General features: G+C 68.4%; 20 protein-coding genes. 3 read left to right on the forward strand and 17 right to left on the reverse strand.

Features of this window, described 5'->3' with window-relative positions; translation table 11 throughout:
* Positions 1-28: 28 nt before the first annotated feature.
* From radC to QY917_RS10420, 3 genes are read left to right on the forward strand one after another with little or no spacing between them, the layout of a single operon-like run.
* Positions 29-745 carry a DNA repair protein RadC gene (radC, locus tag QY917_RS10410; RefSeq protein WP_015914096.1) on the forward strand — a complete coding sequence of 239 codons (717 nt, stop codon included), beginning with the start codon at positions 29-31 and terminating at the stop codon, positions 743-745.
* Entirely contained in the window at positions 742-1,956 is a 1,215-nt protein-coding gene (locus QY917_RS10415; RefSeq protein WP_123676227.1) for an esterase-like activity of phytase family protein, read from the forward strand. Before radC ends, QY917_RS10415 begins: the two co-directional genes overlap by 4 nt.
* Positions 1,953-2,621: a Smr/MutS family protein gene (locus QY917_RS10420; RefSeq protein WP_041838884.1), complete on the forward strand. Its 669-nt coding sequence runs from the start codon at positions 1,953-1,955 to the stop codon at positions 2,619-2,621. Before QY917_RS10415 ends, QY917_RS10420 begins: the two co-directional genes overlap by 4 nt.
* 134 nt (positions 2,622-2,755) lie before the next feature.
* Here the strand turns inward: QY917_RS10420 and QY917_RS10425 are convergent, their stop codons facing one another.
* The 17 genes from QY917_RS10425 to QY917_RS10505 all read right to left on the reverse strand — a co-directional run bounded on the left by QY917_RS10425 (position 2,756) and on the right by QY917_RS10505 (position 21,130).
* Complete coding sequence (locus QY917_RS10425; RefSeq protein ID WP_123676226.1) at positions 2,756-4,837, reverse strand: bifunctional 2',3'-cyclic-nucleotide 2'-phosphodiesterase/3'-nucleotidase; 2,082 nt, start codon at positions 4,835-4,837, stop codon at positions 2,756-2,758.
* A gap of 138 nt (positions 4,838-4,975) precedes the next feature.
* Positions 4,976-5,401 carry a group II truncated hemoglobin gene (locus QY917_RS10430; protein ID WP_123676225.1) on the reverse strand — a complete coding sequence of 142 codons (426 nt, stop codon included), beginning with the start codon at positions 5,399-5,401 and terminating at the stop codon, positions 4,976-4,978.
* Positions 5,402-5,443: 42 nt separating this feature from the next.
* On the reverse strand, positions 5,444-5,830 hold the full coding sequence (locus QY917_RS10435) for a TraR/DksA family transcriptional regulator (protein WP_123676224.1): 387 nt from the start codon (positions 5,828-5,830) through the stop codon (positions 5,444-5,446).
* Between the two features lie 43 nt (positions 5,831-5,873).
* Positions 5,874-7,445, reverse strand: a complete 1,572-nt coding sequence (locus QY917_RS10440) for a bifunctional aminoglycoside phosphotransferase/ATP-binding protein (protein WP_123676279.1) — start codon at positions 7,443-7,445, stop codon at positions 5,874-5,876.
* Between the two features lie 45 nt (positions 7,446-7,490).
* Positions 7,491-7,718 carry a hypothetical protein gene (locus tag QY917_RS10445; RefSeq protein ID WP_123676223.1) on the reverse strand — a complete coding sequence of 76 codons (228 nt, stop codon included), beginning with the start codon at positions 7,716-7,718 and terminating at the stop codon, positions 7,491-7,493.
* 8 nt (positions 7,719-7,726) lie between these two features.
* Positions 7,727-10,300, reverse strand: a complete 2,574-nt coding sequence (locus tag QY917_RS10450) for an ABC transporter permease (RefSeq protein WP_302076741.1) — start codon at positions 10,298-10,300, stop codon at positions 7,727-7,729.
* Between the two features lie 72 nt (positions 10,301-10,372).
* Positions 10,373-11,263: a formate dehydrogenase accessory sulfurtransferase FdhD gene (locus tag QY917_RS10455; protein ID WP_011806559.1), complete on the reverse strand. Its 891-nt coding sequence runs from the start codon at positions 11,261-11,263 to the stop codon at positions 10,373-10,375.
* Positions 11,264-11,377: 114 nt separating this feature from the next.
* Complete coding sequence (locus QY917_RS10460) at positions 11,378-11,770, reverse strand: hypothetical protein (RefSeq protein ID WP_015914106.1); 393 nt, start codon at positions 11,768-11,770, stop codon at positions 11,378-11,380.
* Entirely contained in the window at positions 11,767-12,972 is a 1,206-nt protein-coding gene (locus QY917_RS10465) for a formate dehydrogenase subunit gamma (RefSeq protein WP_103737092.1), read from the reverse strand. The genes QY917_RS10460 and QY917_RS10465 overlap by 4 nt, the downstream gene beginning before the upstream one ends.
* 13 nt (positions 12,973-12,985) lie before the next feature.
* A complete protein-coding gene (locus QY917_RS10470; RefSeq protein WP_011806562.1) occupies positions 12,986-13,219 on the reverse strand; it encodes a hypothetical protein in 234 nt (77 codons plus the stop codon).
* Positions 13,216-13,836, reverse strand: a complete 621-nt coding sequence (fdh3B, locus tag QY917_RS10475) for a formate dehydrogenase FDH3 subunit beta (RefSeq protein WP_011806563.1) — start codon at positions 13,834-13,836, stop codon at positions 13,216-13,218. The genes QY917_RS10470 and fdh3B overlap by 4 nt, the downstream gene beginning before the upstream one ends.
* Positions 13,837-13,846: 10 nt before the next feature.
* Positions 13,847-16,816: a formate dehydrogenase subunit alpha gene (locus QY917_RS10480; RefSeq protein WP_015914108.1), complete on the reverse strand. Its 2,970-nt coding sequence runs from the start codon at positions 16,814-16,816 to the stop codon at positions 13,847-13,849.
* Between the two features lie 21 nt (positions 16,817-16,837).
* Entirely contained in the window at positions 16,838-17,050 is a 213-nt protein-coding gene (locus QY917_RS10485; protein WP_015914109.1) for a formate dehydrogenase, read from the reverse strand.
* 173 nt (positions 17,051-17,223) lie between these two features.
* Positions 17,224-17,862, reverse strand: coding sequence for a molecular chaperone (locus QY917_RS10490; protein WP_123676222.1), 639 nt, complete (start codon positions 17,860-17,862; stop codon positions 17,224-17,226).
* Positions 17,859-19,922 carry a 4Fe-4S dicluster domain-containing protein gene (locus tag QY917_RS10495; protein ID WP_302076750.1) on the reverse strand — a complete coding sequence of 688 codons (2,064 nt, stop codon included), beginning with the start codon at positions 19,920-19,922 and terminating at the stop codon, positions 17,859-17,861. Before QY917_RS10495 ends, QY917_RS10490 begins: the two co-directional genes overlap by 4 nt.
* Positions 19,882-20,556 (reverse strand): DUF3306 domain-containing protein, encoded by a 675-nt coding sequence (locus QY917_RS10500; protein WP_123676277.1) that lies wholly within the window; start codon positions 20,554-20,556, stop codon positions 19,882-19,884. The genes QY917_RS10495 and QY917_RS10500 overlap by 41 nt, the downstream gene beginning before the upstream one ends.
* Entirely contained in the window at positions 20,549-21,130 is a 582-nt protein-coding gene (locus QY917_RS10505; protein WP_123676220.1) for a DUF3305 domain-containing protein, read from the reverse strand. The genes QY917_RS10500 and QY917_RS10505 overlap by 8 nt, the downstream gene beginning before the upstream one ends.
* Position 21,131: the final 1 nt, after the last annotated feature.

The raw sequence follows: 21,131 nt of genomic DNA on the forward strand, positions 1-21,131 counted from the left end.
CGTATGCCGGGGCGGCGCCCACCGCGCCATGCCCCTCAAAGACCTGCCGCTGGATGCCCAGCCCCGCGAAAAGCTGCTCGCACGCGGCCCCGCCGCGCTGTCCGACGCCGAGCTGCTGGCCATCCTGCTGCGCACGGGCCTGGCGGGCAAGGGCGTGCTGCAGCTGGCCCAGGAGCTGCTGGATGATCCCGTGCGCGACCCCGCCACGGGCCGCAGCGCCGGCGGCGGCTTTGGCGGCATTGCCGGGCTGCTGCACGCCAGCAGCCAGGACCTGCAGCGCATCAAGGGCCTGGGCCCCGCCAAGCGCGCCGAGCTGATGGCCGTGCTGGAACTCGCCCGCCGCGCCATGGCCCAGCAGCTGCGCGAGCGCGAGGTGTTCGACTCGCCGCAGGCCGTCCAGCACTACCTGCAGCTGCACCTGGCGGGGCGCACGCACGAGGTGTTCGCCGTGCTGTTCCTGGACAGCGGCAACCGCCTGATCGCCATGGAAGAGCTGTTCCGGGGCACGCTCACGCAGACCTCGGTCTACCCCCGTGAAGTGGTGCTGCGCGCCCTGCACCACCATGCCGCCGCCGTGGTGCTGGCGCACAACCACCCCAGCGGCAGTGTGCAGCCCAGCCGCGCCGACGAGGCGCTGACCCAGACCTTGAAGGCCGCGCTGGCGCTGGTGGACGTGCGCGTGCTCGACCATGTGATCGTGGCGCCAGGCGCTGCCCTGTCCATGGCCGAGCAAGGGCTGGTGTGAGCGCACCGGGGCGCTCGCGGCGCGTACTGGCCCAGGCGCTGCTGCTGGCCATGGCGGGCTGCGTCCCGCTGGCCACGCGCCTGCCGCCCCCGCAGCCACCGGCCCAGGCCCCGCTGCTGCGGCTCATCGGCACCGCCACCGTGCCGCCGCTCACCCGCTATGGCGGCACCACGGTGGGCGGCCTCTCCGGCATCGACTACAACGCCGCGCAAGACACCTACCTGCTCATCAGCGATGACCGCTCCACCCATGACCCGGCGCGCATCTACACCGCCCGGCTGCGCTACGACGCCACCGCCCTCGCCCCGCCCGAATTCACCGGCGTGCATACGCTGCTGCATGCCGGCGGCCGGCCCTACGCGCCGTGGCTGAGGGCGCACCCCGGCATGGACGTGCCCGACGCAGAGGCCGTGCGCTGGCTGCCCGGCGGCGCGCAGTTCGTGTGGACCAGCGAGGGCGACTTCAGCCGCGGCTTCGGCCCGCAACTGCGCGTAAGCCGCGCCGACGGCGCGGCCGTGCGCGATGTCGCCCTGCCCGCCCGCTTCGCGCCCCAGGCCAGCAGCGGACCGCGCAGCAACGGCACGCTGGAGGGCCTCGCCCTGGCGCCCGATGGCCGCACCGCGTGGCTGTCCATGGAACTGCCCTGGCGCCAGGACGGCCCCCCGGCCACGCCCGCATCGGGCGGTGCACCGGTGCGCATCACAGCCATCGACCTGGTCAGCGGCCAAGCGCTGCGCCAGATCGCCTACCCGCCCGACGCCGTGCCGCAGGCCCGCCGCCTGCCCTGGGGGCCGCAGATGAACGGGGTGAGCGAGATCCTGGCCGACGGTGCGCACCACCTGCTGGTGCTGGAGCGCTCCTACAGCGCCGGCGCCGGCTTTGCCGCGCGGCTGTACCGCATCGACACGCGCGCGGGCAGCGACACGCTGGCGCTGGATGCGCTCACCCCCTCCAACCACCACAGCCCACCCAAGACTCTGGTGGCCGACTTCGCCGCCCTGGGCCTGGATGTGGACAACTTGGAGGGCATGACCTGGGGCCCGTCCCTGCCCGGCGGTGGCGCAGGCGGCAGCACGGCGGGCAGCTGCGTGCTGGTCTTCGTGAGCGATGACAACTTCAACCCCGCGCAGGTCACGCAGTTCATTGCCGCCGAATACCTGGACCCCCAGGGCGGGCATGGACGATGCGGTACAACCAACGCCAGCCCATGAACGCCGCCCTCACCGCCCGTTCCTTCGCCGACCTCAAGCCCCTGCGTCGTGCGCTGCAGGAGGCCGCGCAGCAGCGGGCCGAGCGCGAGCGCCTGCGCCGCGAGGCCGAGCGGCGCGCCCGCGCCGAGCGCCACCTGTTCGCCGACGCAGTGGGCCCCGTGCAGCCGCTCAAGCGGGGACACGAGCGGCGCTGGTCCACGCCCGAGCCGCCCGAGCCGCTGCCCGTGCAGCGCGCGCTGGACGAAGAGCGCGTGCTGCGCGAGTCGCTGAGCGACGAGTTCGACGTGACCACGCTGCTGGACGTGGACGACCAGCTCAGCTTTCGCCGCCCGGGCATCGGGCTGGACGTGACGCGCAAGCTGCGCGGAGGGCATTGGAGCATCCAGCGCCAGTTGGACCTGCACGGCCTGCGCACCGACGAGGCGCGCGAGGCGCTGGGCGAGTTCATCCGCCTGGCGCACCGCACGGGCCTGCGCTGCGTGCGCGTGGTGCATGGCAAGGGGTTGGGGTCGCCGGGCCGCACACCGGTGCTCAAGGGCCGGGTGCAGCGCTGGCTGGTGCAAAAGAAAGAGGTACTGGCCTTCGTGCAGGCGCGGCCGCTGGACGGCGGCGCGGGCGCGCTGGTGGTGCTGCTGCAGCCCGGGCGGCGCAGGCCGGGCGGCTGACGACCAGCACTTCAAGCCAAAACAGCCTTCAGCGCTTATCCATCAAGCGCCAGCAGCTATTGTTTTAGAAGCAAAAGGCCCACGGGGGCGTGCACCACCGTGGGCCAGCCCCCGTGCGGGGGGACGCGCAGCGCTTACTTGGACAGGTCGATCTTGTACTTGGCCATGCCCTTGCCCGAGCCGTCATCGGCCGCGAGCAGCGACACACCGGCCAGCCCCGCGGCCTGGGCCACGGGCAGCGCGTCCGCGCCGGAGCTGAACACCACGTCGCCCGCGGTCGTCACCTGGGTGAAGCGCCAGCTCTTGGCCGCTCCGTTGGCCACGCGCGTGACCTGCGGGTTCTTGCGCACGTACTCGATGACCACATCGCGGTTGGCATCCGGCGAGGCCCAGATGGTGGCCGAACCGTCCAGCTTCGGGATGAAGCTCTTGCCGCTGGTGGCGCGGTAGTTGTTGGTGGCGATCACGAACTCCTGCGCCGGGTCGATGGGCTGGCCCTTGTAGGTCAGGCCCTTGATGCGGCTGCCCACGGGCTGCGTCACGTCGATCTCGTACTGCACGTCCGCGGTGGTGAACATGTCGAAGTTGTAGCCGGGGAAGGTGCTGATGAGCGCCTGCTCGCCGGCCTTGGCGGGGTCGATCTGGTTGAAGCGCTTGGCGGCGGCCTCCAGCCAGTCCTTGATGTCGGCGCCGTTCACCTTCACCGCGTACACGGTGTTGGGGTACAGGTACAGGTCGGCCGCGTTGTAGATGGCCAGCGGGCCGGCCGCGACGTCGGTGAAGTCCTTGCCGCCCTGGAAGCCCGACTTGAACGGCGCGCTCACCGACAGCACGGGCAACTGCGCGTACTGCGGCAGGTTGGCCTGGATGTAGGCCGCCACGTAGGCCTGCTGCGCCTGGTTCACGATCTGGATCGCGCCGGGGTCGCCCACGTCGGCAAACAGCGTGCTCATGCGGAAGTCGGTGTTGCCGATCGGCGTCTTCACGTAGTTGATGGCGGCCTGGTGCTGGCTCTCGATCAGCGGTGCCACGGCGGGGTCGGCGGCCACGAATACGTTGGCGCCTGCGGCGTCCTTGGTCTGGATGTTGCGCAGCTCGCTCTTGCTGGCGGCCTTGTCCACGCTCCAGGCCTTGCCGTCCCACTTCAGCGCAAGCTGGATCACGCCCAGCGACTTGCCCCAGGAGCTGGCCATCACAGCAGGCACGCCATTGATGGTGCCGGCCTTGTTGTCCACGCCAGCCTGCGTGAAGGCGGGCTTGGCCGACAGGTCCGGGAACACGCTGTGCTGGTGGCCCATGACCATGGCGTCGATGCCCGGCACCTTGGACAGGTGCAGGCCCGGGTTCTCCATGGTGGGCGAATAGCTGCTGGCGTCCAGGCCGCCGTGCAGCAGCGCGACGACCAGCTGGGCACCCTTGGCACGCAGCTCGGGCACGTACTTTTGCGCGGCCTCGACGGCGCCTTCGGTGTAGACCTTGCCCTCCAGGAAGCGCTTGTCCCAGTTCATGATGCCCGGCGTGGTGAAACCGATCACACCGATCTTGATGGGCAGCTGGACGTCCTTGCCGTCGCTGGACTTGGCCACCAGCGTGCGCTCCAGCACCGTGTAGGGCTGCACCAGGGGCTTCTTGGTCTTGCTGCTGTACACGTTGGCCAGCACGGCGGGATAGCCGTTGCCCGCACATTTCTTGGTGGCGTCCACGCCGTCCACCTCCAGGCCGCCGCCCAGCACCTGGTTCAGGAACGGCAGGCCGTAGTTGAACTCATGGTTGCCCAGCGTGCCCGCGTCAAAGCCTAAAGCGCCCATGGCCTTGTACATGGACAGCTGCTGCGTGCACGGGATGGGGCTGACCGTGGCCTCGTAGTCGGCCAGAGCCGTGCCCTGGATGGTGTCGCCGTTGTCCACCAGCAGGGTGTTGGCGAACTCCTTGCGCGCGGCGCGCACCAGCGTGGCCGTGCGCTCGAAGCCGTAGGTCTTGTCCTCAGCCAGCTTGAAGTAGTCGAAGCTGCGCACGTTGAAGTGCAGATCGGTGGTTTCCAGCACGGCCAGCGTGGCCGTGGCGGGCGTGGCGGCGGAGCTGTCGCCATCGTCGTCGTTGCCGCCGCAGGCGGCCAGCAGCGCGGCACAGGCCAGCGCGCCCAGCGCATGGCGACGGGGGAAAACAAAGGCAAGGCGCACGGCAAATGGCTGGCCGCGCAAGAAAGTGTCCTGCATGGAAGACCCTGGTGGTGGATAAAACGCCAGAGTCTGTAGGGCGGGTTTGACAGGCATGTGACGCCGCGGGTCCACATGTCGCATCCGTCTTCACCGCGCTTGCCACAAGCGCCAATAGCTATTGAATCAATAGCTATTTCAACCGCCGCGGTTGCGCATCCAGTCGGCCGTGCCCATGAAGCTCTCGTTCAGGCGCGCGCGCAGGTCGTCGGACACGCCCACTTCCCCCATAGCCTGGTCCATGCAGGCGACCCACTGGTCCCGCTCCAGGATGCCGATGGAAAACGGCATGTGGCGCGCGCGCAAACGCGGGTGGCCGAAGCGGCTCTGGTAGTGGTCGGGCCCGCCCAGCCAACCGCAGAGGAACCAGAACAGCTTGTCGCGCGCGTCATCCAGCGTAGTGCCGTGGCTGGCACGCAGCTCGGCGTAGCCGGGCTCCAGGTCCATGAGGTCGTAGAAACGGTCCACCAGTTGGCGGATGCGCGGCTCGCCGCCGATCCGCTCGAACGGTGTGGCAGGCGTGGGAGCGGACGGCGCGGAATCAGGTGCTGACATACGCGCCATTGTAGAAAGCGGGCCGGCGCTGGCGCCGCTTCCTCAGGGCTGTCAACGCTCGCCGCGCGCCTCGGCCTTGGACTGGCAGGCAATGCAGCGCGCCGCCGCGGGCTGCGCCAGCAGGCGGGCCACGCCCACGGGCTGGCCGCAGTCGGTGCACTCGCCATAGCTGCCGTCGGCCAGGCGTGCGAGCGCGGCGCGCACCGCCACCAACTCGTCGTGGTCGCGCGTGGCCTCGGCGTCGCGCACGGTGGCTTGCGCCATGCGGTCGGCCTGGTCCTTGCGGTCGTCCAGCCGCTCGGCATCGGCGCGGTTGGTGGCCACGGCCAGCGTGTCGCGCTGGGCCTCGCCCAGTTCGGCCAGCAATTGCTGCTTGCGCTGCTCCAGCGCACCGCGCAGCTGTTCGCGTTGGGAATCGGAGAGGGAGGTGGTGTTCATGGTTTCAGCATGCCACTGGCCATACGAGGCATGTTGACACACATCAAGCACCACCCTCCGCGCCACGGCCCGCCGCCTGCCAATGGCGCCACAGCGCCACCGCATCCCATGCCCGGTCGGTGGCCACGTCCAGCACCTGTGCCTGCTCGTCGGGCGCCAGTGGCTCGGCGCTGTCCTGCTGGCGCGCGAGCACGGCCAGGCTGGCCTCCGACGGGTCGGTGCCGGCCGCGCTGCGGCGCAGCACGCGCCCGCGCAGTTGCTGTGGGTCCGCATGGCAATGCAGGATGGTGAACGGAACGCCCAATTCGCTTGCCAGCGCGCGAAAGGCGTCGCGCTCGCGTCGGTGCAGGAAGGCCGCGTCCACGATCACCGGGTAGCCTGCCTGTAGCACGGCGCGGGCCTGCTGGCGCAGGTGCGCGAAGGTGCACTGCGAGGCCTCGGAGGTATAGATGTCCACACCCCGCGCGGTGGAGCGGTCCAGCGCCGCCAGGCCATACAGGCGCTTGCGCTCTACATCCGAGCGCAGGCGCACGGCGCCTTGCTCCAGCAGCGCGGCGGCGACGGTGGACTTGCCAGACCCCGACAGTCCGTAGGTGATCAGCAGGCGGGGGGCCAGCGGTGCGGCCAGGCGTTCGGCGCAAGCCAGATAGTCCGGCCCCGATGTCCCCGCCAGACCCTGCGCGGCACGCAGGCGCGCGGCCATGGCCCGCACCAGCGCGCGGTAGACCTCGTAGGGGCGCAGCACGGCCAGGCCGGCATAGTCGCCCGTGACCGCCAGGTAGCCGTCCAGGAAGCGCCAGGCCAGGTCAGACCGGCCATGGGCATGCAGGTCCATGCTGAAGAAACCCGCGTCGGCCAGCGTGTCGATCCAGCGCAGCGGCGGGCTGAACTCGATGCAGTCGAAGGCGGTGAGCGCACCCGCCAGCAGCACCACGTTGCCCAGGTGCAGGTCCCCATGGCCTTCGCGCACATGGCCCGTGGCGTGGCGCACGGCCCAGCACTGGGCCAGCAGGGGCTGCTGCGCGCTGAACCACATGCGCAGCGCCGCCAGCCGCGCGCTCTCGGCTTCGCCGAGCAGCGGCGCCAGCGTGTCCAGCACGCCGGTGATGGCCTGCTCCACCTGCACGGCGGTGCCCCAGCCGCCATCCGGCGGCGCCACCGGTGCGCCGTCGTGAAAGCGCGCGAGATGCGCGGCAAACGCGTCCACCTGCGCGGGCAGCAGCGCGCCGGCGCGCACCAGGGCGTCGGCCTCGCTGCCCGCGGGAAAGCGGCGCATGCGCAGCACCCAGTCGATAGCGTTGCCGGCTTCCTCCACGCTCCCCAGGCGCGGCGCCTTGGCGCTGCCCACCACCGGCAGTATGTCCCGGTAGAGCATGGGCGCCAGGCGCTGGTTCAGACGCAGTTCCTCGCCGCAGAAATGGCGCCGCGCCTGCAGCGTGCGGAAATCGGCAAAGGGCAGGTGCAGCGGCTTTTTGAGCTTGTAGGCATGCGTAGGGGTCAGCAGCAGATGCGATAGGTGCGTCTGCACATGCTCGACCGGCCCCCCCTCGGCCACGTACAGGGCCCGACACAGCGCGGCAGCCAGATCGGCACTCTCGTCTGCGTCAATAACCAAATTGGCCTCCAACGCAATACCAGCAAGCGCTGGCAGCTATCAAAATCATTGTTGACGATGGCGCAGCGAGGCGTCCCAGGCCGGGTTGGGCAGGCCCTGGCCGGCGTACTGCTGGTGGCGTGAGTTGGAGCGCCACACGCCGCCGCCCACGCCCACCTGCGGCTGCGTGCGGTACCAGTACCAGCGCCCGTCTTCGTCCTGCGCCAGCCAATCCCAGCCCTCCGGCGCCTGCGACCAGTCGGGTTCCCAATGCGGCGTGTCGTGTTGCGGCATGGCCCTCCTCACTCCTGCGCTGCGCTGCGCAACGTCTGTACCACGGGGCGGCGCAGCACCTCGCGCAAACCCCACCAACCCGCCGCCAGCGCCAGCAGCGCACCCGCCAGCGCACCGGCGATCGGCACCCAGAACTGGGCCGTCCAGCTGAAGTCGAACACATAGCGCGCCAGCGCCCAGCCCACGGCCACGGCCACACAGCTGGCCAGGAAGCCCGCCAGCAGGCCCACGCCGGCCAGTTCGGCACGCTGCACCTGTCGCAGCAGGCTGGCACGCGCGCCCACGGCACGCATGATGGCGAATTCGCGTGCGCGCTCCTCGCGCGTGGCGGTGACGGCCGCGAACAGCACCACCAGCCCTGCCGCCAGCGTGAAGGCAAACAGAAACTCCACCGCGCGGATCACCTGCGCCAGCACCCCTTGCACCTGGGCCAGCGTGGCGCTCATGTCCACGTTGGTGATGTTGGGGAAGGCATGCACCAGCGCGTTGTCAAAGCCCGGCTGCTGCGGTGCGCGGTAGGCGGCCAGGTAGGTGTAGGGCACGTCGGGCATCTGCGCCACCGGGTACATCACGAAGAAGTTGGCACGCATGGAACTCCAGTCCACCTGACGCAGGCTGGTGATGCGCGCCTCGCTCTGCACGCCGGCGATGTCAAAGCGCAGTCGATCGCCCAGCTTGAGGCCCAGCGTCTTGGCGATACCCTCCTCCACGCTCACGGCGCCGTGCTCGTCAGGGGTCCAGCGCCCGCCCACGATGGGGTTGTGCTCCGGCGCGTCGTGGGCGTTGGAGAGGTTGAACTCACGGTCCACCAGGCGCTTGGCGCGGTCGTCCTCATAGTCGTCCATGCTCACCGGGCGGTCGTTGATGGCCACCAGCCGGCCGCGGAACATGGGGTACCAGTCGTACTGCGCAACGCCCGCCCGCTGCAGCATCTGGCGAAAGGCCTCGGCCTGGTCCGGCAGGATGTTGATCACGAAACGGTTGGGCGCCGTGGCCGGCGTGGCACGCTGCCAGCTGGCGATGAGGTCCGTGCGCAGCAGCACCAGCAGCACCAGCGCCAGCAGCCCCACCGCCAGACTGCTGACCTGCACCACGGCATAGGCGGGGCGCGCGGCGATCTGGCGCGTGGCCAGCACCAGCCAGCGCGGCGCCATGGTCTCGCGCACACTCTTGCGCAGCAGCCCCACGGCCGCCCAGGCCAGCGCGGCAAACAGCAGCGCGGCTGCGGCAAAACCACCCACGGCGATCGCGCCGAGCTTCCAGTCGCGGCTGACCACCAGCAGCAACGCCGCAAACCCCGCCACGCCCAAGCCCAGCACAGCCAGGGACGTGGGCCGCACATTCCCCAGGTCACGCCGGATCACCCGCAGCGGCGGCACCTGCGCCAGCTGCAGCACCGGCGGCAGGCCGAAGGCGCACATCAGCGTGAGGCCCACGCCCACGCCGAAGGCCACGGGCCAGAGGCTGGCCGCAGGCAGTGCCGATTCCACCAGCCCCGCAAGCAGCAGCACGAACACATGGTGCACCGCAAAGCCCAGCAGCACACCCAGCGCGCTGGCGAACAGGCCGACCAGCGCAAACTCCATCACGTAGGCGCCGGCGATCGTGCGCTGGCTCTGGCCCAGCACGCGCAGCAGCGCGGCGGCGTCCAGATGCTCGTTGGCGAAGCCGCGGGCGGCCAGCGCCACGGCCACGGCCGAGAGCAACGCCGCCAGCAACGCCACGAGGTTGAGGAACTTCTGCGCGCGGTCCAGCGTCTGGCGCATCTCAGGCCTACCGCTGTCCAGCGACTCCACACGCACGCCGCGCATGCCCGGCTCGGCCGCCGCCGCACTGGCCCAGGCGGTGAAGCGCTTGACGGCGTCCGGTGTGCCGGCCACCGCAAAGCGGTAAGTGATACGGCTGGCGGGCTGTACCAGCCCGGTAGCGGGCAGATCCATCGCATTGAGCATCACGCGCGGGGCAAAGTTCATGAAGCCTGCCCCGCGGTCGGGCTCCAGCGTGATGATGCGCGTGATGCGCAGTTGCGTGTCCCCCAGCAGCAGGAAGTTACCCAACTGGAGCGCCAACGACTCCAATAGCGGAGCGTCCACCCAGACCTCGCCCTGCGCTGGAATGCTTTGTGTGGGAATGCCGGGGCGCTGAGGGGCGTCCGCCACCTGCAGGCGGCCGCGCAACGGGTAGCCCGGCTCCACGCTCTTGAGCGCCACCAGCCGGCTGGCGCCGCCCTGCAGATCGGGCGCGCGCCCCATGGTGGGAAAGCTCAGGGTGGTCACGCCCGTCAAACCCAGCGCCCGTGCCTGCTCCACAAACGCGACGGGCGTGGGGTTGTCGCTGGCCACCACTGCGTCGCCGCCCAGCAGTTGCAGTGCGTCGCGCGCCAGGCCACCCTGAAGTCGATCCGCAAAGAAACCCACCGAGGTGAGCGCTGCCACGGCCAGCGTCACGGCGACCATGAGCAGGCGCAACTCGCCCGCGCGCAGATCACGCCAGAGCGTGCGCCAGCCCAGGCGAGCCCATGGCACAGCGATGCGGCCGGTTGGCGAGTCTTGCGAAGATGCGGAGGCTGGGGATGCGGGCATGGCGTGCATCATGCCACCGGCACTATGTGTGCCTCAATGACCGCCATTGGCCACATAGGGCCCCTTGCGCCGCTACGCAGCGGGTACAGGCGGCGCCTGTGCCAGCTCTGGCTGCAGCACCAGCCGATCCGCCCCGCTGTAGCAGAGAAAGCGCCGATTGGTCGCACGTCCGATGGCGCACAGCCCCAGCTGGCTGGCCACGGCATGCCCCATTTGTGTCATGCCGCTGCGCGACACCACGATGGGCACCCCCATCTGGGCGGATTTGATGACCATCTCGCTCGTGAGGCGACCCGTGGTGTAGAACACTTTGTCGCTGCCCTGCATGGCCTCGGCCGGCTGCTGCATCCACATCCAGCCCGCAATGGTGTCAATGGCATTGTGGCGTCCCACGTCCTCCACAAAGACGAGCATCTGCGGCCCCTGGAACAGGGCGCAGCCGTGCACCGAACCGGCGGATTTGTAGGTGGATTCCTGAAGTCGGATGGCGTTGACGATACCGTACAGCTCGGCCTGCGTCAGTTGCGCGGGAGGCAGGTGTATGCCGGCCACCTCGTCCATCAAGCCGCCGAACACGCTGCCCTGGCCACAGCCGGTGGTGACGACCTTGCGCGCGGTGCGTTCTTCGATGCGTGCGATGCCGCGGCGCGTGGCGACGGCGGCGGCGTTGACCTCCCAGTCCACGGTGATGGACTCGATCTCCTCCACGGAATCCACCAACCGCTGGTTACGCAGGTATCCCAACACCAGCAGCTCGGGGTGTGCGCCCAGCGTCATCAGCGTGACCAGTTCGCGCCGATCCACGTACACCGTGAGCGGGCGTTCGGCGGGAATGTGCAGCTCTTCGCGCTCGCCTCTTTCGTTGATGGCTTGCACCGCATGGGTGAGCGGCGCAACCGCCTGCGTGAGCCGCGGCACACTGGCATGGCGAGAGAGGGTCTGTGGTTGGGACGTTGGCGTCATGGGTGCAGCGTACACGTAACGACGCCCCGGCGCGCAGAGCGCGGCGGGGCGTGCAGGACAGAGGCTACGGTCACCGGCCCGCGGGCCTCCAGGCACCGCGGACTGGCGGCTCGGTCAGCTCTTGGGGGCCGACGCGGCGGCGGCCGGCACTGCCGTGTTGGGGGGGCTGGTGGCAGTGCCCGCAGGCGAGTGAGCACCCGCGGCCTCTAGCGGCTTGGCCTCCGGCGGCGTGTAGCTGAAAGGACCCGGATCAAGGCACGCGGGGGCAGAAACCGCAGGCGCGGCGTTCGGCGCGGTGCGGCGGTAGTGCGCCACCACGCGGTCTTGTGCCTGACACAGCTTATAGGCGTCCACCTTGCCGGACCATGCGGCCTTGGCGGCGGTCTCTGCCGCCTTGGCCTGTGCCTCGGGCGACAGGGGCGGCAGTTTGGCGGCTGCCACGCCGGCCAACGACGCCAGCGCCAGACCCGCTGTGCAGCGGCGCACGAGAGTTGCTGCAAAAATCATGAGGTTCCTCCTACGGCGGGGTGGGAAGGCGTGGTTTGCGCGGCGGGAGCCGCACCACTGCGCTGTGCGGGAATCTTGCCGCTGCGGACATCGTCGGCCCACAGCTCATGGTGCTCGCGCGCCCAGGCCTCGCTCACGTAACCGGTCTTCATGGCCTTGTAGGCCCCGCGCATGCCGATCGTGCCCATGTAGATGTGGCCCAGCAGCAGCGCCATCATCCAGAGGGCCAGCGTGGCGTGCACCATGTGGGCGATCTGCATCTCTCCGCGCAGCAGGCCCCAGCCGGGGATCAACTTGTCGAGCACCAGGCCCGACAGCACAACAAACACCCCGGGAATAGTGATGCCCCACCAGAACATGCCCTTCTCGCCTGCGTTGAAGCGGTGCGACGGCACTTCCTTGTTGGTGAACATGCCACCTGCCTTGGACAGCCAGACGAAGTCCGCGCGGTTGGCGATGTTGTCCTTGATGAAAGTGATGATGATCACCGTGAGCGACACGGCGAACAGCGGGCCCATGAAGTTGTGCACGTTCTTCGCCGCGTACGCCAACCAGCCGAAGAGCTGTGCACCCAGCACGGGCAGCAGGAAGAACTTGCCGAACGCCATCAGGATGCCCGTGATGGCCAGCGTGACGAAGGCGATCGCATTGGACCAGTGCGCCGCGCGCTCGAAGGGCGTGAAGCGCTCGATCCGGCGACCGCCAGCCTCCGCATCCGCGTGGCCCAGGGTGCCCTTGGTCACAAAGAAGATGGCCAGCGCCAGCACGGTGATGCCCAGCAAGGCCGCGCCGTAGGGAATGATCCAGTTATTGCGCACCTCGCGCCACGCCTGGCCTGCCGTGGTGTAGCGCGAGCCAGGGTATTGCGCGAACGGCTGGATCAGGTTGCCGGCCTCAGGGGCCTGGCTCGCCGGCAGGCTGCTGTAGCCCGTCACCCCATCTCGCACCTGCCGCCACATGGGCGCGTTGTTGCCCGGCTGAACCTTGGCACGCTCACCGTTGGTCTGCTGGGCGTAGCCCGGCTCCTCACTGGCATCGGGCTTCACGTCGAAGATGTTCTGGCTTTTGACGGCACCAACCGCCGCCGGCACAGGGGCAGCGTCTGCCGCCGCGGGCGCTGCCGCGTCGCTGGCGGGCGCCGCCGGGGCCTGCGCCCACGCGGCACCGCTGGCGAGCAGCAATGCACACAAGAGGTGTTTCATGGCAGACCTCGCATCACCGCACGCGGTTGTATTCGTTTTGGCCGTACTGCATGCGGGCCTTGAGCTTTTGCTCCCAGCTGCCCGCATCGCCCGCCTTCCAGTCGGGAGAAGTGAAGTTGCTGCCCGTGCCCGCGTAGGGCGGTGCGTCGTACTTCACACCGCCGCCGGTCTGCGGTTTCTCGCCGCAGGCCGTCAGGGCCACGGCTGCGCCCAAGGCGCCCAGAACATGCCATGCACGCGTCTTCATGACTTTGCTCCCGCCGGCGGCTGGCCGGCCTGCTTGGAACCATAGGCCGTGCCCCAGCCCCAGACCTCGGCGCCCTTGCCGCGCTGGACCACGCGGGTGCGGAAGATGTCGGCGACCACGTCGCCGTCACCGGCCAGCAGCGCCTTGGTGGAGCACATTTCGGCACAGGCGGGCAGCTTGCCCTCGGCCAGACGGTTGCGTCCGTACTTCTCGAACTCGGCCTGGCTGCCGTGCTCCTCGGGACCACCGGCACAGAAGGTGCACTTGTCCATCTTGCCGCGCACACCAAAAGTGCCCTGCGAGGGGAACTGCGGCGCACCGAACGGGCAGGCGTAGCTGCAATAGCCGCAGCCAATGCATACGTCCTTGTCATGCAGCACCACACCCTCTTCCGTGCGGTAGAAGCAGTTGACGGGGCAGACGGCCATGCAAGGGGCATCGCTGCAGTGCATGCAGGCCACCGAGATGGACTTCTCGCCGGGCACGCCGTCGTTGAGCGTGACCACGCGGCGGCGGTTCACGCCCCAGGGCACCTCGTGCTCGTTCTTGCACGCCGTCACGCAGCTGTTGCACTCGATGCAACGCTCCGCGTCGCAAATGAATTTCATCCGTGCCATCGCTGCCTCCTTATGCGCGTTCCACGTTGCAGATCGTGGTCTTGGTTTCTTGCATCATGGTCACGCTGTCGTAGCCATAGGTCGTGGCGGTGTTGACCGCCTCGCCGCGCACCACGGGAGCCGCACCCTTGGGGTAATAGGCCAGCATGTCCTGGCCCTGCCAGCGGCCCGAGAAGTGGAAGGGCATCCAGCAGGTATCCGGCGCCACGCGCTCGGTCACCAGCGCCTGCACATTCAGGCGCGCGCCCGTGGGGGTGCTGAGCCAAACGCGCTCACCGTTGCGGATGCCGCGATCGGCCGCCGTCTTGGGGTTGATCTCGACGAACGACTCCTGCTGCAGCTCGGCCAGCCAGGGGTTGGAGCGGGTTTCCTCGCCACCACCCTCGTACTCGACCAGACGGCCGGACGAAAGGATCAGCGGATATTTCTCGTACACCTTGTCGGCCACGTTCTTCTGCTGCAGGCTCTTGTAGAGCGTGGGCAGCCGCCAGAACGCGTTCTTGTCATCGTGCGTGGGGTACTTGGCCACGAGATCCGGACGCGTGCCGTAGATGGGCTCGCGGTGCTGCGGAATGGGGTCGGGGAAGTTCCAGACCACCGCGCGCGCCTTGGCGTTGCCGAACGGGTGGCAACCATGCACCTTCATCGCCACGCGGATGATGCCGCCAGAGGGGTCGGTCTTCCAGTTCTTGCCCTCGGCCGCCTTCTGCTCCGCCTCGGTGAGGTCGGCCCACCAGCCCAGCTTCTTGAGCAGCACATGGTCGAATTCGGGGTAGCCGGTGGTGAGATCGGCGCCCACCGAGTGCGAGCCATCTTCGGCCAGCAGGTTGACGCCGTCGCGTTCCACGCCGAAGTTGGCGCGGAAGTTGCCGCCGCCATCCATCACATGCTTGCTGGTGTCGTACAGGTTGGGCGAGCCCGGGTGCTTCATCTCGGGCGTGCCAAAACACGGCCAGGGCAGGCCAAAGTAGTCGCCCGTAAAGTCGTAGCCGGTTTCCTTGTCCTTGCCGCCCTTGGCCTTGAGCGTCTTCACGTCGAACATGTGCATGTTCTTCATGTGCGCCTTCAGGCGCTCCGGACTCTGGCCGGTGTAGCCAATGGTCCAGACACAGCGGTTGATCTCACGCAGGATGTCCTCGGGCACGGGTTCGTCCATGCCCTTGACCTTCTGCATCTGGTAGTTCTTGACCAGTTCCTTGTCGAAGCCAAGCTTCTGTGCAAACTGGTACATGATCATGTGGTCGCTGCGGCTCTCCCACAGCGGCTCGATGACCTTTTCGCGCCACTGCAGCGAGCGGTTGGATGCCGTGGCCGAACCACTGGTTTCAAACTGGGTGCAGGCCGGCAGCAGGTACACGGCCCGGTTGGGATTCAGATCCTCCGGCTTGCCGGGCATGGCCGCCATGGCCGCCGTGGCCGACGGATAGGGATCAACCACCACCAGCAGGTCCAGTTTGTCCATCGCGCGCTTCATCTCCAGGCCGCGCGTCTGCGAGTTGGGCGCATGACCCCAGTAGAAGACACCGCGCAGGTTGGAATCCTGGTCGATGAGCTCGTTCTTCTCCAGCACGCCGTCGATCCAGCGCGAGACGGTGATGCCATTCTTGCTCATCATGGCGGGCGATGCGTAGCGGCCCTTGATCCACTCGAAGTCGACCCCCCAGGCGTTGGCGAAGTGCTTCCACGAGCCTTCGGCCAGGCCGTAGTAGCCGGGCAGTGAATCGGGGTTGGGGCCGACGTCCGTCGCGCCCTGCACGTTGTCGTGGCCACGGAAGATGTTGGCCCCGCCGCCGCTCTTACCGACATTGCCGAGCGCCAGTTGCACGATGCACGAGGCACGCACCATGGCGTTGCCGATGCTGTGCTGCGTCTGGCCCATGCACCACACCAACGTGGCCGGGCTGTTCTTGGCCATCATCTCGGCCACTTTGTACATCTGCGCCTCGCCCACGCCACAGGCCTCCTCGACCTTGTCGGGCGTCCACTTGGCCAGCACCTCCTCGCGCACCTTGTCCATTCCGTAGACGCGATCGTTGATGTACTTCTTGTCTTCCCAGCCGTTCTTGAAGATGTGGTACAGCAGGCCGAACAGGAACGGAATGTCCGTGCCGGAGCGAATGCGCACGTATTCGTCAGCCTTGGCGGCCGTGCGGGTGAAGCGCGGGTCCACCACGATCATCTTGCAGCCGTTTTCCTTGGCATGCAGCATGTGCAGCATGCTCACCGGGTGGGCCTCGGCGGCATTCGAGCCGATGTACAACGCGCACTTGCTGTTCTGCATGTCGTTGTACGAGTTGGTCATCGCACCGTATCCCCAGGTATTGGCCACGCCCGCGACCGTGGTCGAGTGGCAGATGCGCGCCTGGTGATCGCAGTTGTTGGAGCCCCAGAAGCTCACAAACTTGCGCAGCAGATAGGATTGCTCGTTGCTGTGCTTGGACGAACCGATGAAGTACACGCTGTCGGGGCCGCTGGCCTCGCGCAGTTCCTTCATGCGGGCGGTGATTTCGTTGAGGGCGGTATCCCAGCTGATGCGCTCGTACTTGCCGTTGACCAGCTTCATCGGATAGCGCAGGCGGTACTCGCCGTGGCCATGTTCGCGCACCGATGCGCCCTTGGCGCAATGAGCGCCCAGGTTGATGGGCGAATCAAACACCGGCTCCTGGCGCACCCAGACACCGTTTTCCACCACGGCGTCCACAGCGCAGCCCACCGAGCAGTGCGTGCACACGGTGCGACGCACCTCGACCTTGGTATCGCCGATGGCGACCTTGGCACCCTCGGCTGCCTGGGATTTGCGCACCAGCGTGAGCTGCGAAGCGGCAATGCCCACCCCCACCCCCAGGCCCGAGCGGCGCAGGAACGCGCGGCGATCCATGGTGGGCAGCGCCTGCGAGAGTCCGCGCCGCAGGCTGTGCACGAAAGGGGAAGAGGCCTGTGCACCTTGCGGCGCATGGGAAGATTTTTTAGTCAGCAACATGGCGAACCCCGCTGTGCCGCATCAGATGCGGGTGGTGTTGTAGTAGTGGCGGACATGGTCCGACTCATGGTAGCCGCCGCCCCGCTCGGGGGTAGGGCGCGGGGCCTGTTCCACCACAGCCTGCGGGGTGGTCACCATGCGCGGAAGCACGGCCACGGAAGCAGCTGCGGCACCGACGGTGGCAGCACCTGCAAAGAAACGACGACGGGAAGGGGTGGGCTGGCGGTCCTGCATTTTTGTCTCCAGGAATGCTGGCAAGAAAACGGAAAAATCGCGGCGTATGAAGCCGCATTCATACAGTCTATGACATTGGTCACAATGCGGCAACGTCACCCGAGGACCGGGCTCGCCTTTGGCGATGGGCGTGCTGCACCGTTACACGTTCCGCGCTAGGTGCGGCGCCGCGCTTACTCGAGCATGTCGAAGCCCTGCGACTCCACAGCCACGAAGGCGCGCGTGAACCGCGCCAGGACGGCGTAAAAGCGCGCCCGCGGCTGCTGCTCCAGCACATCACACAACTGCAGCACCCAGGGCTGGATATGCGCGGCAAAGAAGGTGCGCTGCGACTCCAGGTGGCACACGCCCCCATCGTCACCAGCGATCAGGTAGCGCATCACCTCGCACAGGTAGGCGATGTGGTCCTCGGTATCGGGCATGTCCTCCCGGGCGGCCAGGCCCAGCCGCTGCAGGTCGGTGCGCAGCCGCGCCAGGGGCTTTTCGTTCAGGAAACCGCTCAGGTAGTGCGAGCCGTACAGGAATACCTCGGGCTTGCCCACCCCGCCAAAGAGCGCGTCGTACTCGTCGGCCACCGCGCCGTCCGTCAGCTCGCGCGCCACGGCCACGAGCTGCTGCCAAGGCTCCTGCAAAAAGGCGCCGCTGGCGGGCGCCTCGGTCACGGCGACGCGCAACGCATCCAGCAGCGCCGGATCGGGCGAGGCGTAGTACAGCTGGGCCAACAGGCCGTACAACTCTGCGCGCGCGGTTTCCTCATCCAGCGCGGAGGTGGTGGCCGGGGCGGTGAGGTGGGCTGTAGTGGGACTGCTCACAGGTCGGTCACTTTCGCTTCGTTCTGGGCGGAGTACAGGTCAATCACGCGGCAGTCACCGCACATCTTGAGGCGTTCCAGCGCCTCGCCCTGGAACATCGGGTGGTCGGCCAGCCTGCCCAGCATGGCCTCGATGGCCTGCAGCGTGCCGAAAGGCTTGCCGCAGCGGATGCAGCCATAGGGCTGGGTCTCGTTCAGCACGCGCGGCTGGCCGCGCTCCGGCGTGAGCAGCATGCGCGGCTGCAGCGTGATGGCATTCTCGGGGCAAGTGCGCTCGCACAGGCCGCATTGCACGCAATTCTGCTCAGTGAAGCGCAGTTGCGGTGCCTGCGGATTGTCCTGCAGCGCGCCGGCGGGGCAGGCGCTCACGCAGCTCAGGCACAGGGTGCAGCGGTCCTTGTCCACGACCACCGTACCCCACGGAGATGGCCCCTTGGGTAGCGCAATAGCCTCGGGCAACTCGCGCGCGGGGGCATTGGTCACCAGATGATCCAGCGCCAGCTCCAGCGTGGCGCGCTTGTCATTGGTCGGCGTGAAGCGGGCGGCCTGCGCCGGTACGCTGCCGCACGCGCCGCCGATCGCGCGCAGCCCCGCATCCAGATCGGTCGCGGAGCGCGCATGCACGCAATGCAGATGCGTGCCCGTATAGCCCAGGCCGTGCAACAACGCCTGCGCCACCGCCATCTGCGACTGCAGGCCTTCCACGTACTGCGGTGCCTCGTCTCCCGTGAACAGCACCGCCACCTGTGTCGCCCCCTGCGCGATAGCGCTGAGCCACAGATCGATACCGACACTGGCTGTATGCCACAGCGCCACGGGGATCATGTGCGCGGGCACGCCCCGGGCCACGCCCAACTGGGCCGCGCGTCCCAGTTCATGCACGAGCTGCTGCCCGCTCTCCTGGCTGTGCAGCAGCAGGCTGGGCTGGCGGCCGCCGGCCTGGGCATAAGTGGACAGCAGGGTACGGATGCGCGTGCCCATGTCCTGCGCGGACGGGTAGGCATAGCCCATGGCGCCCGTGGGGCAGACCGTGGTGCAGGCGCCGCAGCCCACGCACAGGTGTGGATTAACCACCACCTGCTGGCGCACGGGGTCGCTGCTGATGGCCTCGGCCGAGCAGATGTCCACGCAGGCATTGCAGCCCACCCCACGGTTGCGGCTGTGGGCGCAGAGCTTCTGGCGGTAGCTGAAAAACTTGGGCTTCTCGAATTCACCCACCAGGTCGCGCAGGCGCAGCAGCGCCTGCAGGTCCTGCCCGTCCCAGCGGAAGTACCCCTGCGGCAGCGCGTGCTGCAAAAAGGTGGGCCCGGCGCCGGCAGGGCGCAGGTCCAGCACCAGATCAAAGTCCTGCGACTGCACCTCGGCCTCGCGCTCGAAGCGGATGGCACCCGCCACCGCGCAGGCCTTCACGCAATCGCGGTGGCCGGTACAGGCCGTCATGTCGATCTGGTAATCGAGCCCGATGGCGTTCTCGGGGCAGGCGGTCACGCAGGCATTGCAGCGCGTGCACAGGTCCAGGTCGATGGGGTTGTCCGCCGTCCATTGCAGCGCAAATCGCCCCAGCCAACCCTTGAGTGACACAACGCGCCCGCCCAGCACGGGAAAGCGCCGCTCTTGCCGGCCACCGGCATCACCGGGGCCTTGCGCGAACAGCGTCACGTCCAGCACGTCGGCCAGCAGCGTGGCCGCACGCTCGGCGGCATCCAGCGCGCCGATGATCAGCAGACGTCCACCACTGCGAAAGCTCACGGTGGGCACAGGCTCGGGCTCTGGCAGATGGGCCGCCGCCAGCAACGCAGCGATCTTGGGGCCGGCCTGGCGCGCATCGCGGCTCCAGCCGCCGGTCTCGCGAATGTTGATGAAGCGCAGGGGCGAGGTGGCCCCTTCGGTCTGGTCGGCCAGTTCGGTGAACAGGCGTTTTTCCTGGGTGCAGGCGACAAGCACCGTCTCGCCGCTGCGCACGGCCTGCTGGAAGGCGCCGGCCTCGCGGCGGCACAGGGTGGAGTGGAGCGTCAGCTCCTCATGCAGAGCCGTTCCCAGTGCCTTGGGGTCCAGAGGCATGGTCCGGTTGCAATCGCATATCAGCGTCTTGGGCATCGGGTAGGTGGCTGGCGGGCGCGGTCTGCTGCGGTGCAGCATCCGGCGCCTGCGGGCTAGGAATGGCGTTGCATACGCCGGACTGTGCCACATCGAGATCGCCCGCGGCCTGCTGCGGCTCGATCACCCCAGCACCCTGGCTGGCCTTTGCCGCGCTGGCGCGCTCCTGCGGCGCGTCCTCCTGCACCAGCCCCAGCACTTTGGCGCTGGCGAGCTGACGCAGCGTGCTCAGCGGCAGCGGCGTGGGCTGGGTGTAGTCGTCGATATAGACATCCAGCCCATCCATCACATTGAAGTGCGGGTCGCTGAACAGCTTCTTCATGGCGGCGTTGCGAACCTCCGGCGCCACGCCGCGCGTCACGAAACTGGAGAAGTCGGACTCTGGCGTGAGCGCCTGCACGTCCTGCAGCGTGGGCAACGGCCGCGCTGCGGCTGCCGGTTGCGCTGCTGGCTGTGCGGCAGGCTGCTGCACAGGTGCTTCGCGGTGTAGCGGCAGAACGGGCGCCGCAGCAACCTCCACCTCGGTCTGGGAAGCGGTTTCGGGGTCTCGCGCCTCCTGCTTGCGTCGCGACCAGCGGCCCAGGAAGCCCTCAGCCATGACCGCCCTCGCCTTCTGCCGGTGCGCCACCGCCACCGCCGCCTCCGCGCGTCTTGCCCGTGGAGATGGAAGCGGGGTTGCCGAACCGGTCGGTCAGTGGGCGGAAGCTCTCAGGCCGGCGGCGGCGCTTGGGCTCGGGCTGGTAGTGCTCCGTCACGAAGGCCTGAAGCCATTCGCGCACCGGGTCGGGCGCGGGCACTTGGTCCACGTTTTCCTGCGCATCCAGCCATCGGCCCGCATCGTGGTAGCTCAGGCTCACATCGACCGGGCGCGCCAGCTGGTGCCCGTCCGCGCCGGGCTCCTCGTCCATGCGCCAGTGCACGAACCAACAGGGCTCGGGCGCGCTCAGATTGAGGTGGTAGCCCTCGACATCGTCGCGGAACAGCTCCACGGCGAAGCCGGGGAACAGCCAGTGCTCCTCGGCCTCGCTCTGGCGCAACAGGCGGGGCGTGGTGCCAAACACGTCTTCATGCGGCACGACCTCGCCCAGGGACCAGCGCCAGGGCTGCCAGCGGTTGTTCAGATGCTCGCGGCGCATGACCACAGCAACGGAGATAAAGGGGCGGGAGGACATG

This window comes from Diaphorobacter sp. C33, assembly GCF_030503915.1.
Taxonomy (GTDB): domain Bacteria; phylum Pseudomonadota; class Gammaproteobacteria; order Burkholderiales; family Burkholderiaceae_C; genus Diaphorobacter; species Diaphorobacter nitroreducens.

Bases quoted from the DNA above. Each gene is read 5' to 3' on its own strand.
- QY917_RS10425 (WP_123676226.1), bottom strand. From the start codon at position 4,837: ATGCAGGACACTTTCTTGCGCGGCCAGCCATTTGCCGTGCGCCTTGCC.
- QY917_RS10430 (WP_123676225.1), bottom strand. From the start codon at position 5,401: ATGGCGCGTATGTCAGCACCTGATTCCGCGCCGTCCGCTCCCACGCCT.
- QY917_RS10445 (WP_123676223.1), bottom strand. From the start codon at position 7,718: ATGCCGCAACACGACACGCCGCATTGGGAACCCGACTGGTCGCAGGCG.
- QY917_RS10455 (WP_011806559.1), bottom strand. From the start codon at position 11,263: ATGACGCCAACGTCCCAACCACAGACCCTCTCTCGCCATGCCAGTGTG.
- QY917_RS10485 (WP_015914109.1), bottom strand. From the start codon at position 17,050: ATGCAGGACCGCCAGCCCACCCCTTCCCGTCGTCGTTTCTTTGCAGGT.
- fdh3B (WP_011806563.1), bottom strand. From the start codon at position 13,836: ATGGCACGGATGAAATTCATTTGCGACGCGGAGCGTTGCATCGAGTGC.
- QY917_RS10495 (WP_302076750.1), bottom strand. From the start codon at position 19,922: ATGCCTCTGGACCCCAAGGCACTGGGAACGGCTCTGCATGAGGAGCTG.
- radC (WP_015914096.1), top strand. From the start codon at position 29: ATGCCCCTCAAAGACCTGCCGCTGGATGCCCAGCCCCGCGAAAAGCTG.
- QY917_RS10470 (WP_011806562.1), bottom strand. From the start codon at position 13,219: ATGAAGACGCGTGCATGGCATGTTCTGGGCGCCTTGGGCGCAGCCGTG.
- QY917_RS10435 (WP_123676224.1), bottom strand. From the start codon at position 5,830: ATGAACACCACCTCCCTCTCCGATTCCCAACGCGAACAGCTGCGCGGT.
- QY917_RS10480 (WP_015914108.1), bottom strand. From the start codon at position 16,816: ATGTTGCTGACTAAAAAATCTTCCCATGCGCCGCAAGGTGCACAGGCC.
- QY917_RS10500 (WP_123676277.1), bottom strand. From the start codon at position 20,556: ATGGCTGAGGGCTTCCTGGGCCGCTGGTCGCGACGCAAGCAGGAGGCG.
- QY917_RS10465 (WP_103737092.1), bottom strand. From the start codon at position 12,972: ATGAAACACCTCTTGTGTGCATTGCTGCTCGCCAGCGGTGCCGCGTGG.
- QY917_RS10460 (WP_015914106.1), bottom strand. From the start codon at position 11,770: ATGATTTTTGCAGCAACTCTCGTGCGCCGCTGCACAGCGGGTCTGGCG.
- QY917_RS10505 (WP_123676220.1), bottom strand. From the start codon at position 21,130: ATGTCCTCCCGCCCCTTTATCTCCGTTGCTGTGGTCATGCGCCGCGAG.
- QY917_RS10450 (WP_302076741.1), bottom strand. From the start codon at position 10,300: ATGCCCGCATCCCCAGCCTCCGCATCTTCGCAAGACTCGCCAACCGGC.
- QY917_RS10420 (WP_041838884.1), top strand. From the start codon at position 1,953: ATGAACGCCGCCCTCACCGCCCGTTCCTTCGCCGACCTCAAGCCCCTG.